The organism is Actinomycetospora sp. 2LY8.5, assembly GCF_057180585.1.
The window spans coordinates 118449-132648 of sequence record NZ_JBXUHE010000010.1 but is presented as its reverse complement, the minus strand read 5'-3'; the positions used below and the strand labels follow the sequence as shown (position 1 = coordinate 132648).

Genomic DNA, 14200 nt, shown 5'->3' with positions numbered 1-14200 from the left:
CTCAGCGCACGAACGCGCTGTGGCCGGTGATCGCCTTGCCGACGATCAGCGTGTTCATCTCACGCGTGCCCTCGAAGGAGTACAGGGCCTCGGCGTCGGCGAAGTAGCGGGCGACGCCGTTGGCCAGGAGCACGCCGTTGCCACCGACGAGCTGGCGCGCCCAGGCGACGGTCTCGCGCATGCGGGTCGCGCAGAACTCCTTCGCCAGCGCCGAGTGCGCGTCCGACCCGCCCCCGGCGTCGAGGAGCTGGGCGTTGCGCACCGCCATGCCGAGCGAGGCGGTGACGTTGCCCAGCATCTGCACGAGCAGCTCCTGCATGAGCTGGAACCCGGCGATCGGGCGGCCGAACTGCTCGCGCTGCCGCGCGTAGGACACGGCCATCTCGTAGGCGCCCATCTGCGTGCCGGTCGCGCCCCACGAGGCGTTGGCGCGCGTGACCCGCAGGACCCCGCCCGCGTCGGCGAACGTGCCCGTGCCGCCCGCGAGGCGGTGGTCGTCGGGCACCCGCACGCCGCGCAGGGCGATGTCGGCGTTCTGCACGATGCGCAGCGCCGTCTTGCCCTCGATCTTGACGATCGTCATGCCCTCGGTGTCGCGGGGGACGACGAAGCCGCGCACCTCGTTCGTCTCGACGTCCCTCGCCCAGACGACGATCAGGTCGGCGAAGGTCGCGTTGCCGATCCAGCGCTTGTCGCCGTCGAGGACCCACCCGGCGTCCGGACCGGAGCCGTCGCGGTGCGCCGTGGTCTCCATGCCGCCCGCGACGTCGGAGCCGCCGTGCGGCTCGGTGAGCCCGAAGGCGCCGATCGACTCCATCCTCGCCATCGCGGGCAGCCAGCGCCGCCGCTGCTCCTCGGTGCCGCCGGCCCAGATCGACCCCATGGCCAGGCCGCAGTGCACGCCGAAGAAGCTGTTCACCGACGGGTCGACGCGCGCGATCTCGGCGGCCACGAACCCGAGGAACAGGCGACGCGCGGGCTCGTCGGCGCTCGCGCCGAGCCCGTAGGGCAGCCCGGCGAGGTCGAGGTCGGCGAACCCCTTGACCAGCTGCATCGGGAACTCGGCGCGCTCCCAGGCGCCCTCGACCAGCGGGGCGACGTCCTCGGCGAGGTAGGTGCGCAGGCGGCGCAGGGTCGCCGCCTCGTCGGCCGTCAGCAGGTCGGCGTAGTCGTAGAAGTCGGCGATCGCGTCGCGGTCCGGGTCGAGATCGAGCGCGGGGCGCGGCAGCGCGGGGAAGTCGGACGGGAGCTCCGGCATGCTCCCAGCCTGGACGCACCACCATCGGGGCGCCAACCGGTCGCCGGCGCGCCTCCGCGAGATGATGCTTGTACTATCCAAGCAAATGCCCTCACGGTGGGCGACCTCGCGGGCGCGGGGTGCGCGGCCGGTGGACCATGGGACACGGGTCGGTGCAGGGACGGCCCGCAGCGCGTCGAGAGAGGTGGACGTCGGTGGACGGACAGGAACCGATCATGATCTTCGGTCGGGTGACGCGGAGCGACGGCGCGCCGGTGCCCGGCGCGGCGCTGACGCTGTGCGACCTCTCCGGTGACCAGCTCGACCGGGCGTCCGCGGACGAGGGCGGCCACTACCAGCTCGTGCCGCCGACGGGCGGGACCTACCTGGTCATCTGCGCCTCGTCGACCCACCAGCCGCAGGCCTCGCTCGTGGCCGTCGCGGACCGCCCGCTGCGCCACGACGTCGGCCTCGCGGGCGGCGGCGCCTCGCTCGGCGGCACCGTCGGGGTACGCCACGGAGGCGGCACCAATGGCGCCGGGACGGGCATCAGCAGCGGGTGGGGCGACGTCGTGCTCACCCTCACCGACGTGCGCGGCACCGTCGTCGCCGTGACGCGGTCGGCCGCCGACGGCAGCTACCGCTTCGCCGACCTCAGCGAGGGCACCTACACGCTCACCGCCGCCGCCCCCCGCCTCGCGCCGATCGCCGAGACCGTGCACGTGCCCGCCGAGGGCCACGTCGCCCACCACGTCGCGCTGGCGACCCGCACCCGGCTCTCGGGCAGCGTCCGCTCCGCCGGCGCCGGGCGCCCGGTGGCCGAGGCGCTGGCGACCCTGGTCAGCGAGGACGGCCACGTCGTCGGCTCCCGCGTCACCGGCGAGGACGGCTCGTTCCGCTTCGACGACGTGGCCCCCGGCGTCTACACGATCACCGCGAGCGGCTACGCCCCGGTGGCCTCGGAGATCGAGATCGGCCCGGGGCACCCGTCGGACGTCGTGCTGAGCCTCGTGCCGCCGGCCGTCGACGGTGCCGCGGACACCCCGTCGCGGCCCGACGCGCCGCGCGGGGACGACGGTGCGGCCGCGGGCCACGGGACCAACGGCTTCGGCGGGCGTCACGGACAGCACGGGGAGGCCCCCTCCGAGTCCCACACCCAGTCCGGCGGCGAGCGCTGGTGAGCGCGGGCGAGCGCGCCTCGTCCGGGCTGACCACCACGCCGCGCGGCGGCTGGATCCGCGGGTCCGCGGTGACCAGCGACGGCTGGCCGGTGCCGTTCGCCGTGGTGACGGTGATCGACGCCGCCGGCACCCAGATCGGCGCGACCTCGGTCGGCGGCGACGGGGCGTTCCTCGTCGAGGGGCTCCCGGAGGGCCCGGCGACCGTGATCACCTCCGCGGTCGGGCACACGCCGGCGGCGCGCCCGACGGCCGGGTCCGGCGACCTCGGGCGGGTGGTGCTCACGCGCTCGGGTGCCCTGAGCCTGCCGGCCCCCGGGCGATGGGACATCGACCCGGTGCACTCGCGGATCGCGGCGTCGGCGTTCCACCTCGGCATCACCAAGGTGCACGGGCGCCTGCGCCGCTTCACCGGCGCGATCGAGATGGGCACCGACCTCGCGAGCACCCGCGTGCAGGCCGCCATCGACCCCGCGAGCGTCGACACCGACGACGACACCCGCGACCAGCACCTGCGCGCCGGCGACTTCCTCGACGTCGTCGCGTTCCCGCGCATCGACTTCACGTCGACCGCGGTCACCGGCCACAGCCCCGACCACTGGACGATGACCGGCGACCTGGTGCTCAAGGGCGTGCGCAACACGGTCGCCCTCGACGTCGTCTACCACGGCGCGGGCCCGGACCTCTGGGGCGGCGAGCGCGCGGGATTCTCGGCGACGACACAGCTCTCGCGCGACGACTTCGACATCCGCTGGAACCAGTCGGTGATCGCCGGCATCTTCGCGGTCGGGCGGACCCTGCGCATCGAGATCGACATCGAGGCCGTCCGCGCGACCTGAGGGATCCGCGCGGAGATCACGAGCGCGTGATGCACCCCGCGCCGACCGCTCGGGTCCACGAGGTGCCGTCTGGTCACCGGGAACCCGGCCGCCCTCACGTGGACGCGGGCTGATGCCCCGCCTCCCCCGCGGCGGCGCCGAGGACGAGGTCGTGCACCACCGGGTGCCCGTCCACCGAGATCACCGCGGCCCGGGGCCGCGCGGCGCGTCCGCCCATCCGGTGCGGGGTGCAGATGAGCATGAACTCCCCGGCCTCGGGCGGCTCGAGGCAATAGCTCCCGTCGGGCTCGGTGTGCACGCGGCCGACCTGCTCGCCGCCGCCCGAGACCAGGGTCAGCACGGCCGGGCGCGCCTCGCCGTCCTCCCCGAGCACGCGACCGTGCACCGGGCCGACGGTGTCGCCGCCGTCGCGCTCGTCCTCGCCCGCGTCGGGCACCTCCTCGCGGGGGTCCGGGGCGAACTGGGGCTCGCCGGCGGTCAGACCGCCGCTGTTGGCGCGCGTCACCACCGCCATCAGCACGATCGCGATCGCCACGAGCACGACCGGCGCCACGAACGACCAGGCCGGGTCCAGTCGCTGCACCACCGCGTTGCCCCCGGCCGCGGCGACCACCGCGAGCAGGCGCAGCGGGGAGTTCCAGTTCCACGTGAACGGCTTGTGCAGCTCGACGAGGCTCGAGACCCAGTTGGTGACCGTGCCGGACAGGAAGCTGGTCGGCGTGCCGGCCGGGCCGACGTAACGCAGCGCCGCGGCCTGGACGCCCATCGCCAGACCGGCGCCGAGGACGAGCACGACGACCTTCCACGGCACGATCGAGCTGGCGTCGTCCACGCCGTACCAGAACGCGCCGAGCAGGAGCAGCAGCGCGAGCTCGAACGTCAGCGTCGCGCCGACCGCGTTGCGCCACGGCCAGCGCCGCATCGCGAGCCCGCAGAAGACCGTCCCGGCGATCAGCCCGCCGCAGTAGCCGGCGATCGCGCAGATGTTGTCGACGATCTGCCCGACGTCGCCCTCGCCCAGCCCGAGGCCGAGCAGCACGAGGTTGCCGGTCATCGTGCTGGCGAAGACCTGGTTGAAGGCGAAGTAGGTCACCACGTCGATCGCGCCCGCCGCGGCGGTCAGGATCACGGTCACGGCGCTGAGCGTGCGAGGGCGCCGCTCCGGTTCGTCGAAGCCGGTCACGCGTCCCGACGCTCGCAGTGATCTTTTGCGATCCCATTACTCGGGCGCGGCGTTCGTGTGAGCCGGTTGCGACGAACGGCACAGTTTGGATCAGCGAACGGCCGCGCGGTCCCGCAGGACGACGTCGATGTGCACCGGCGAGCCGTTGACGGTCACGCGCGTGACCGCCGGGGCCGCGCCGCCGCGCCCACGCGGGCTGGCGATCACCAGGTAGTCGCCGGAGCGGCCGTCGGCGCTGAGCGTGAAGTGCCCGGTGTCGTCGGTGGTCGCGCGGTCGGCCTCGTGCCCGGCGGCGTCGACGAGCGTGATCACCGCCGTCGCGGGCCCCTCGTCGGGCGCCAGGATGCGTCCCGCGACGGCCACGGGCCGGGCCGGAGCGGGCACCACGTCGTCGGACTCCTGCCCCAGTGCCTCCCCCGGGGCCTCCGCCTCCTGCAGCGACGGGTTGGCGGTGTCGAACAGCGACGCGATGGCCGCGACGAAGCAGCAGGCGGCCGCGAAGCCGAGGGCGAGGAACAGACCCTCGGCGAAGGGCCCCGAGATCAGCTCCGGGAAGAAGCTGCGGCCCGTGAGGAAGCCGGCCTGCTCGGGCCCGACCTGGGCCAGGACGCCGGGGCCCAGCAGCGTCTCGATGGGGTTGTAGCCCAGGAGCGCCGCGAACAGCGTGCTCACCGGCGGGAGCTCGGAGATGCGGCCCGCGACGTCGGCCGGCACGCCCTGCCCGGTCAGACCGTCGAACAGCGCCGACGGCAGCGTCGAGGCGAGCCCGAGGATCAGCATCGAGAAGAAGATGCCGATCGAGAGCACCGTCGCGCCGTTCATGAACGTCGCGGTCATGCCCGCCGCCGCCCCGCGCTGGCGGGCCGGCACGCTGTTCATGATCGAGGCGCGGTTGGGCGAGGAGAAGAGCCCCATCGCGAGGCCGTTGACCGCGAGCAGGAGCGCGAACAGCGGGTACGGGAAGTCGACGGGCAGGAAGCCCATGAGTAGGAAGCTCGCGGCGGCCACGATCATCCCGCCCGCGGCGTACCAGCGGGCGCCGTGGCGGTCGGAGAGGAAGCCCGAGATCGGTCCGGCGACCAGGAAGCCGATTGTCAGCGGAACCATGTAGATGCCGGCCCACAGCGGCGTCGACTCGTAGTCGTAGCCGTGGCGGGGCAGCCAGATGCCCTGCAGCCAGATGATGAGGATGAACTGCAGGCCACCGCGGCCGAGCGCGGAGAGCAGGTTCGCGATGTTGCCCGCGGTGAACGAGCGGATGCCGAACAGCGACAGGTGGAACATCGGGTGCGCCGCCCGGCGCTCGATGGCCACGAACCCCGCGAGCACGACGACGCCGCCGACGAGGCAGACGAGCACCGTCGGGCTCGTCCACCCCATGACGTGGCCGCCGTAGGGCTGGATGCCGTACGTGATGCCCATGAGCACCGCGATGAGGCCGACGGCGAAGGTGATGTTGCCCCACCAGTCGATGCGGCCCTCGTGTCGCTCGCTGGTCTCCTTGAGCTTCGCCGCGGCCCAGAGCGTGCCGCCGACGCCGATCGGGACGGAGACGACGAACACGAGGTGCCAGGCCACCGGGGCGAGCACGCCGCCGATGATCAGGCCGAGGAACGAACCGGCGATCGCGGCGATCGAGTTGATGCCCAGGGCCAGCCCCCGCTGCCGGGCGGGGAACGCGTCGGTGAGGATCGCCGTCGAGTTCGCGAGGAGCAGCGCCCCGCCGATGCCCTGCAGGACGCGCATCGTGATCAGCCAGATCGCGCCCGCGTCGCCCTGCAGCCACGTGACGGCGAGCAGGATCGAGAACACGGTGAACACCGCGAACCCGAGCGTGTACATCCGCGTGCGGCCGTACATGTCGCCGACCCGGCCGAAGGTGACGACGAGGACGGCCGTCACCACGAGGTAGCCCATGATCAGCCACAGCAGGTAGCTGATGTTCTCGGGCCGCAGCGGGTCGAGCGCGATCCCGCGGAAGATGTCGGGCAGCGCGATCAGCAGGATCGACATGTTGATCGTCACGATCAGCACACCGAGCGTGGTGTTCGTCAGCGCGACCCACTTGTACCGCGGGCCCAGGTGGGCCACCGCCGGCGCCACCCCCGTCTCAGTCGCCACGTCGCCTCCGGGCTCACACCAAGATTATTAGTATCGGGCAACTATCCTAAGCATGCCCCGCCGGCGGCCGGGGTGTGACGTCGTCGACCACCGCACCCGCTCGTGGCGCTCTGCAGCGTGCCGACCCCTGTCCACCCCGCTCACGGCCGACGCCGTGCGCCGTTCGATGATCGACGCCCGCCTAGGAGCCCGACTGGGGCACGAGCACCGGCAGCGCCCGCAGGGCCAGGTCGACCAGCACCGGCTGGGCCTGGTCCACGGGCACCGGGCGGTCCGGGCTGAGCGTGAAGCTCGCCGTGACGCGGCCGTACACCACGACGAGGACGGGTCCGTCGGGATCCGGGTAGTAGACGGCCTCGGCGGCGCCCATCGGCACCGGCTGCGACGGCACGCCGGCGCTCGCCTGGGCGTCGCGGTTGACCCGCGACTGCGCGGACGCCGCCTGCGGGTCGGTGTAGCCGCTGGTCAGCATCTTGAGCACGAGCGTGTTCGACGGCGGGGCACCGGGGCCGCCCTGCGAGAAGTAGTTGCAGGTGACGCGCTCGAGCCGCCCGACCGACGGCGCCGGCACGTCGCGCAGCGCCGTGACGCGCACGGAGCCGAGGGGCATCCCCAGGTAGTTCGGCATCTGGTCGGACGCCAGCACCTGGTCGCACTCGGTGGGCAGGATGCTGTTGCGCGGCGGCGGCGCGCTGCTGACCGGGGCGGCGCCGGGCCCGGGGAACTCCGGGATCGGCGGGGTGCCCGTCGACGCACCGGACGAGCAGGCGGCCGCGACGAGGGCCGCGGCGGCCAGCGTGCCCGCGAGCAGCACGCGTCGTGCCCTGTCCCGACGGGTCGCCGCCGGTCCCGCTCCCGCGCGCTCCATCGCCCCCGCCCGTCGTGCTGCGTCTCGCCGTGAGGACCGTACTGGCCGTCCGCCCACGGTAGTGCCGTCCTCCGTGCCGCGGCGCGGCGCGGGGTCAGTCGTCCGGCTCGGCCAGCGCCCGCTGGGCCACGGCGAACGCCCGGTTGGCCGCGGGGACCCCCGCGTAGACGCCGACCTGGAGCAGGACCTCCTGGATCTCCTCGCGGGTGAGACCGTTGCGGCGGGCGGCGCGGACGTGCATGGCCAGCTCGCCGTCGTGGTGCAGGGCGGCGAGCACCGAGAGCGTGACGATGCTGCGCTCGCGCCGCTCGAGCCCCGGCCGCGTCCAGATGCCGCCCCAGGCGTAGCGGGTGATGAAGTCCTGGTAGTCGGCGGTGACGTCGTCGGTGTTCGCGGCGGCGCGGTCGACGTGGTCGTCGCCGAGCACCGCCCGGCGCACCTCCTCGCCTGCGGGGTCCCAGTGCTCGGTCGAGGGGTGGGGGCTCACGTGGTCTCCTCCTGATCGGTGGGCCGAGCTTCCCTGCCGGAGTGCTCCCCTGAACGCTGCGGCTCCCGCGATCGCAGGACGTCGTCGACGAGCACGGCCGCCTCGCCCACCGCCCCGGCGGGGTCGAGCAGGGCGCCGACGTCGTCACCGACCGCGTCGCCCAGCACCTCGGCGAACGAGCGGCCCGCGTCCCGGGCGGTGGCCGCGACGGTGGTGACGAGGTCCCTGGCCGCCGCGTGGCCGAGCCGCTCGCGCAGGCCCGTGGTCGCCTGCTCGGCGAGCAGCAGACCGCCGGTGACGTCGAGGGACGCGGCGACCCGGTCGGGGTCGACGGCGAGGTGGGTGACGGCGTCGGCGAGCCAGGCCGCTCCGGAGCCGACGGTGCGCAGCAGCTCGGTGAGCGGGCGCCACTCGGCGTGCCAGGGACCCGCGGCGCGTTCGTGCTCGTGCAGCGACGCACCGGTGAGCACCGAGGCCACGAGGCCCGGCGCGGCGATCGCGGCGGCGCGGGCGGACACGGCGGCCACCGGGTTGCGCTTGTGCGGCAGCGTCGACGAGCCGCCCCGGCCCGGGACGTCCTCGCGGACCTCGCCGACCTCGGTCTGCGCCAGCAGCACCAGGTCGGTGGACACCGAGCCGACGGCAGCGCCGGCGCGGCCGAGCAGGCCGGCGAGCTCGGCGACGCGCCCGCGCTCGGTGTGCCACGCGAGGACGGGTTCGGCGAGGTCGAGACGGCGGGCGAGGGCGGCGCGGGTCGCGCGCCCGTGGCCGTCGAACGCCGCGAGGGTGCCGACCGCGCCGCCGAGCTGGACCGCCGGGCGCCACGCGGCCAGCGCGTCCGCCGCGGCGTCGAGCCCGGCGCACCAGCCCGCGAACCGGAGCCCGGCGGTGATCGGGGCGGCCTGCTGGAGCAGCGTGCGCCCGGCCGCGGGGCGGTCGCGGTGGTCGGCGGCGAGGCCGGCGGCGGCGTCGGCGGCGGACCGCAGGTCGGTGGTGATCGCCGCGACGGCGCGCCGGGCCACGAGCATCGCGGCGGTGTCGACGACGTCCTGGCTGGTGGCGCCACGGTGCACGCCGCTCGCCGCGTCCCCGCCGAGACGCCTGCGCAGCTGGGCGACCAGCGGGACGACGGGGTTGCCGGACGCCGCCGCCTCCTCGCCGAGCGCGGCGACGTCGACGGGAGCGCGGCAGGCCTCGGTGATCGCGTCGGCGTCGGCGCGCCCGAGGGTCCCGACGTCCGCGGCGGCCTGCGCCAGCGCGGACTCGACCTCGAGCAGCGCGGCGACCCACGCGTGGTCACCGACCGCCGCCCGGGCCTCCCCGCGGGCGAGCACGGGGTCGAACAGGCCGGGGCGGTCGGTCACCGGGGCAGTGTGCCTTGCGGGCACGTCAGCAGACATGAGTGCCGGGACACGCCGTTCTGCTCACGTGCGCGTCAGCGCACCCCCGCGGTGGCGCCCTCGTCGTGGACCGGGTGGGTACCCTCGCCGAACTCCTCGACGATCTTCGCGCAGAAGGCGTCGAGGTCGTTCGGGTTCCGGCTGGTCACGAGGCCCTCGTCGACGACGACCTCCTCGTCGACGGCGTTGCCGCCGGCGTTGCGGATGTCGGTGCGCAGGCTCGGGTACGAGGTCAACGTGCGCCCGCGTACGAGGTCGGCCTCGACCAGCGTCCACGGCGCGTGGCAGATGGCGCCGACCGGCTTGCCCGCCGCGAAGATCGCCTGCACGAAGGACACGACGTCGCCGCTCTGGCGCAGCTGGTCGGCGTTGATCGTGCCGCCGGGCAGCACGAGGGCGTCGAAGTCGTCCGCCGACACGTCCGCGATCGCCGCGTCCGGCGTGAACGTGTCGCCCTTGTCGATGTCGGAGTTCATCGCCTGGATCGCGTCGGTCGAGAGCGACACGAGCGTGGAACGCGCGCCCGCTTCGTCGACGGCCCGGCGGGGCTGCTCGAGCTCCACCTGCTCGACGCCGTTCGTGGCGATGATCGCGACCCGCAGTCCGTCCAGTGCGCCGGCCATGCCGGGTTCCTCCTCGATGGGTTCGACGGCAGTTGCTTGTCACCCACCGGGTTGCCGACGACCGGCCGGCCCGAAACGGTCAGCCCCGTCTCAGCCCCGTCTCAGCACCGTCTCAGCACCAGGCCCGGTGCGACCGGCCCGGACGCCTCGCGGGCCGCGGCCCACTCGGCGAGCGCGGGGAGGTCGACGCCGTGGCGTCGCGCCGCCGCCGGTGCCTCGGCCGCGGTCTCGGCGCCGCGGCGCAGCAGCGACGCCGCCCCCCGGGCGTTGCCGCGCTGCTCGTGGGTCAGGCCGACCGCGAGCTGCGCGAGGCCCTTCCACAGCAGCCGCTCGTCCTCCGGAGCCGCCTTCCACGCCGCCTCGAGCACGTCGTGCGCGTCGAAAGGCCGGTCCCCGTCGAGGAACGCCTGCGCCCGGGCGAACACCTCGTCGGGCGCGAGCTCCTCGTCCTCGTCGTCGTCGCGCGGGACGCCTGTCGCCCCGTAGGGCAACGGGCGTCCGCTCGCGTCGCGGGGTCGCGCGTTGCGGGCGCGGCCCTCGCCGTCCCGGTCCCGATCGGACCCCGTGTCCCGAGCCATGACCCGACCCTAGGAGGTGGAGCGGGACTCCTGCTCGGCGCTGTCGGACCCGGTCGTGCCGGTGGAGCCCGTGCCGTTCTCGGTGTCCGTGGCCTCACTGGCCTCACTGGCCTCGGTGGCCTCGGTGGTCTTCTCCCCGGACCCGAGCTCGGCGGGCTCCTGGTCGGACGCCTCGGTCTTCGCCTGCCCGTTCCGCGTCGAGCGCAGGCTGGTGACCGTCACGACCGCCAGGGTGACGACGATGACCACCAGCGAGAGCCATGTGGGGATCTGGGGGATCGCCGTCGAGACGTCCTCGTGCAGGTACAGCAGGATCAGCTTGACGCCGATGAAGGCCAGGATGAACGCCAGGCCGTAGGACAGGTGCACCAGGCGGTCGAGCAGTCCGACGAGCAGGAAGTACAGGGCCCGCAGACCGAGCAGCGCGAACGCGTTGGCCGTGAACACGATGTACGCGTTCTGCGTGATGCCGAAGATCGCGGGGATCGAGTCGAGGGCGAACACGAGGTCCACCGACAGGATCACCGCGACGACGATGAACAGCGGGGTGACGCCCCACTTGCCGTCGACGCGGGCGGTGAGCTTACCGTCGTCCTTGTAGCCCTCGTGGTCGCCGGCGTCCTCGTGCACGGTGACGAACCGGCGGACCAGCTTGACCGCGCGGTTGTCGTGCATGTCCTTCGGCTCCTCGCCGTGGGAGCGCACGAGCGTGTAGGCCGTGTAGAGCAGGAACGCGCCGAAGATGACGAAGACGAACGCGAACGCGGAGATCACCGCAGCGCCGATCGCGATGAAGATCGCGCGCATCACCAGGGCGCCGATGACGCCCCAGAGCAGCACCTTCTGCTGGTGGCGCTTGGGCACCGCGAACTGGCCCAGGATCACCGCGAAGATGAACAGGTTGTCGACCGAGAGGCTCTTCTCCACCAGGTAACCGGCGAAGTACTCGGTGCCCGACTGCGTGCCCATCGTGAACAGCAGCACGACGCCGAAGATCACGGCGACGACGATGTAGATGACCGACCAGAGCGTTGCTTCCCGGAAGCTGACCTCGTGCGGCGACCGTGCGTGCCAAATGTCGATGGCCACGAGCACGGCGATGCCACCGACCGTGGCCGCCCAGACCCAGAAGGGGACCGTCACGCCTGCTCCTCCACCATTTTGCCGTCGCTTTACGGAAAGGTCGCGGTGAGCCAACGCCTTCGTCACCGCGGGGGTTCCCCGGTGTGACGATACCGACGCGCGGGCGTTTTGCTCCGCGATGTCTTGTTCCGTCCCGTGTCACCCGTCCGGGCGGAGCCGCCGTGGCGTCCGTGTGTCGGGCGGGAGAGGCACGTCCTCGGCGCCCAGTGTGCCTGTCGGTCGGCGTCCTCGTCGGTCGGCGGTCGACCGGCCCGGCCGGACGAGGAGGCGGGCGTGGGAGCGAGCCGGTGGCGGGCGGCGTGCGCGGTGGCCGTCGTCGGGGTCCTGACGCTCGGCGCCGCGCCGGAGCCGCCCCCTCCTCCCGGGCGCGTCCTCGACGAGGTCCTGGCCCTCCGGGGCGCCCCGGATCTTCCCGGCACCGCCTACCGGGAGTTCACCACGACGCTGCCCGACCCGCGGGGCGGTCCGCTGCGCGGCGACGTCGTCGAGGTCGACCTCGCCTCGGGCGCCGTCCGCGTGGACCTGCTGACCCCGCCGGTCGTCCCCGCGGTCGCGACGGTCCCCGAGCTCGCGGGGCGGGCCGGGGCGATCGCGGCGGTGAACGGCGGCTTCTTCGACGAGGGCGGGACCGGCGCACCGGCCGGAGCCGAGATCGTCGACGGGGCGGCCCGCACGTCCGGGGTGCCGGTGGGCCGGCGCCCCTCGCCGCCGGCGCCGCCGGGCGAGGGGTCGGACACGGTCGTGGGGGTCGACGCCTCCGGGACGGCCCACCTCGCGCGGGTGCGGTTCCGCGGGACTCTGGGTGTGCGGGGTCGCTCGGTGCCGCTGGCGGGTCTCGACGGCTACGCGGTGCCCGTGGACGGCGTCGGGGTGTTCGACGCGGCGTGGGGCGACGCGCCGCGCTCCCCGGCGACGTGCGGGTCCGACGCCGAGCCCGAGGCCCCGTGCAGCGCGGACACGATCGAGGTGCGGATCGCCGCCGGGCACGTCGTCGCCGTGGGCCCGCCCGGTGCTGGGCGCCTGCCGGGCGGGACCGTGGCGCTCGTCGGGCGCGAGCGCGGCGCCGTCGCGTTGCGGGGGCTGGCGGTCGGGACGCCGGTGACCGTGGGCTACGGGCTGGACGCGGTCGGGGCCCCGCCGCTGCGCGTGGCGCTCGGCGCGCTGCCCCTCGCGCGGGGCGGGCGCGCGCTGCCCGGGCTGCAGGACACCGAGCGCGCACCGCGCACGGCCGTGGGGATCTCCGCGGACGGCCGGCGGATGTGGCTGGTGACGGTCGACGGGCGTCGGGAGGCGAGCATCGGCGTGACGCTGGCGGAGCTCGCCCGCCTGCTCACCGACCTCGGTGCGCCGGTGGCGGCGTCCCTGGACGGCGGTGGCTCGACGACCATGGTGCGCCGGGGACGTGACGAGGAGCTCACGATCGTCAACGATCCCGCCGCCGACCCCGTGCGCGCCGTCACCGACTCCCTCGCCGTGGTGCCCCGCTGACCTGCGAGCGATGCGGCATCGCTGGCGTGTGACGCCAGGATCGCCACATCCTCGGTGTCGCGACACGCCGTCTCGTTCCGCGCGCAGCCACGCCGCGTGGTGGACACCCCGGACGGATCCCTCCGCATCCTCGGGAACACGCGGCGCCGTCATGGGGTTCAATGGGGCGTCCGGACCGGGCGCCATGTGCCCCCGGGTCTCATGAACAAGAGCCGCCAGGGACGATCGTTCGGCTGAAGCCCTGGTGTGCCACGCGCCGCGAGGCGGCTCATCGCCCGGTTCGGACACCTGACGCGGAACGGCCCCCGCACTCGTCCGGGTGCGGGGGCCGTTCGTCGTCCGGAGCCGGGCGTCAGCCGCCGTCGCCGCCCTCCTCGCCTCCGGGCTGGCTGCCCGGGAGCTGCTGGTTGAACTGCTGGCCGCACTGCTCGATCGCCTGCTGCACCGCGGCGGGGTTCGGCTGGTTGGAGGCCTGGGAGAGGCAGTCCTGGAACTGCTGGATCGACTGCCCGCCGCCGAAGTTCAGGAAGGCGACGCCGACGAAGAACACCAGGATGCTCAGGATGATGTTGAGGATCAGGGTGATGATGCCGAGGACGAGGCCGGTGGTGGCCATGCCCTTGTTGTTCGCTTCGAGGCGCTTGGCCCGGCCCCGCCCGACGACGCCGAGGATGATCGCGACGATGCCGAGCAGGCCGCCGACGACCGGCAGCCACCAGCACGTCAGCAGCGCGAGGATGCCGAAGATCAGCGCGGCGACGCCCATGCCGTTGCGCGGCTTCGTCGGGACGGCGGGCTGACCCCACCCCGGCGTCTGACCGCCCGGCGCGCCGTAGCTGGGCTCGCCGTACGGCTGCTGCTCGTAGCCACCCTGTTGCCCGTAGCCCTGTTGGCCCTGGCCGTAGCCGTCGCCCGGAGTGCTCACATCGACGTCCCTTCGAGAGGCCCGGCCCGCCGCCGGGGGCGGCCATCGTGCCACCGGTACCCGTTTCGACCGGAGCCCACCGAACAGGACGCCCTCGAGCGGGTGGATCTCCTGACGTTCACCGCGGGTC

At 74.1% G+C, this 14200-nt stretch carries 13 protein-coding genes; 3 read left to right on the top strand and 10 right to left on the bottom strand.

The window, feature by feature from the left end:
* Position 1: 1 nt before the first annotated feature.
* Positions 2–1258 (bottom strand): acyl-CoA dehydrogenase family protein, encoded by a 1257-nt coding sequence (locus AC2A1K_RS14645; protein ID WP_483897032.1) that lies wholly within the window; start codon positions 1256–1258, stop codon positions 2–4.
* 194 nt (positions 1259–1452) lie between these two features.
* On the opposite strand from AC2A1K_RS14645, the gene AC2A1K_RS14640 reads away from it, so the two are divergent.
* On the top strand, positions 1453–2418 hold the full coding sequence (locus AC2A1K_RS14640) for an MSCRAMM family protein (RefSeq protein ID WP_483897031.1): 966 nt from the start codon (positions 1453–1455) through the stop codon (positions 2416–2418).
* The gene (locus tag AC2A1K_RS14635) at positions 2415–3254 is read left to right on the top strand and encodes a YceI family protein (protein WP_483897030.1); all 840 of its coding nucleotides are present in this window, start codon (positions 2415–2417) and stop codon (positions 3252–3254) included. The genes AC2A1K_RS14640 and AC2A1K_RS14635 overlap by 4 nt, the downstream gene beginning before the upstream one ends.
* A 94-nt stretch (positions 3255–3348) precedes the next feature.
* Here the strand turns inward: AC2A1K_RS14635 and AC2A1K_RS14630 are convergent, their stop codons facing one another.
* From AC2A1K_RS14630 to AC2A1K_RS14595, 8 genes are all read right to left on the bottom strand, one after another.
* Complete coding sequence (locus AC2A1K_RS14630; protein WP_483897029.1) at positions 3349–4389, bottom strand: DUF1275 family protein; 1041 nt, start codon at positions 4387–4389, stop codon at positions 3349–3351.
* A gap of 138 nt (positions 4390–4527) precedes the next feature.
* The gene (locus AC2A1K_RS14625) at positions 4528–6540 is read right to left on the bottom strand and encodes an MFS transporter (protein ID WP_483897076.1); all 2013 of its coding nucleotides are present in this window, start codon (positions 6538–6540) and stop codon (positions 4528–4530) included.
* Between the two features lie 199 nt (positions 6541–6739).
* Entirely contained in the window at positions 6740–7372 is a 633-nt protein-coding gene (locus AC2A1K_RS14620; RefSeq protein ID WP_483897028.1) for a hypothetical protein, read from the bottom strand.
* 148 nt (positions 7373–7520) lie between these two features.
* Positions 7521–7913, bottom strand: a complete 393-nt coding sequence (pcaC, locus tag AC2A1K_RS14615) for a 4-carboxymuconolactone decarboxylase (RefSeq protein WP_483897027.1) — start codon at positions 7911–7913, stop codon at positions 7521–7523.
* Positions 7910–9277 carry a lyase family protein gene (locus tag AC2A1K_RS14610; protein ID WP_483897026.1) on the bottom strand — a complete coding sequence of 456 codons (1368 nt, stop codon included), beginning with the start codon at positions 9275–9277 and terminating at the stop codon, positions 7910–7912. The genes pcaC and AC2A1K_RS14610 overlap by 4 nt, the downstream gene beginning before the upstream one ends.
* 71 nt (positions 9278–9348) lie before the next feature.
* Positions 9349–9936: a type 1 glutamine amidotransferase domain-containing protein gene (locus tag AC2A1K_RS14605; RefSeq protein WP_483897025.1), complete on the bottom strand. Its 588-nt coding sequence runs from the start codon at positions 9934–9936 to the stop codon at positions 9349–9351.
* 101 nt (positions 9937–10037) lie between these two features.
* Complete coding sequence (locus AC2A1K_RS14600; protein ID WP_483897024.1) at positions 10038–10514, bottom strand: DUF309 domain-containing protein; 477 nt, start codon at positions 10512–10514, stop codon at positions 10038–10040.
* A gap of 9 nt (positions 10515–10523) precedes the next feature.
* Positions 10524–11657, bottom strand: a complete 1134-nt coding sequence (locus AC2A1K_RS14595; RefSeq protein ID WP_483897023.1) for a TerC family protein — start codon at positions 11655–11657, stop codon at positions 10524–10526.
* A 273-nt stretch (positions 11658–11930) separates the two neighbouring features.
* Here AC2A1K_RS14595 and AC2A1K_RS14590 point away from each other — a divergent pair, with 273 nt between their 5' ends.
* On the top strand, positions 11931–13145 hold the full coding sequence (locus tag AC2A1K_RS14590) for a phosphodiester glycosidase family protein (protein ID WP_483897022.1): 1215 nt from the start codon (positions 11931–11933) through the stop codon (positions 13143–13145).
* Positions 13146–13497: 352 nt separating this feature from the next.
* Here the strand turns inward: AC2A1K_RS14590 and AC2A1K_RS14585 are convergent, their stop codons facing one another.
* Complete coding sequence (locus tag AC2A1K_RS14585) at positions 13498–14070, bottom strand: DUF4190 domain-containing protein (RefSeq protein ID WP_483897021.1); 573 nt, start codon at positions 14068–14070, stop codon at positions 13498–13500.
* Positions 14071–14200 lie beyond the last annotated feature (130 nt).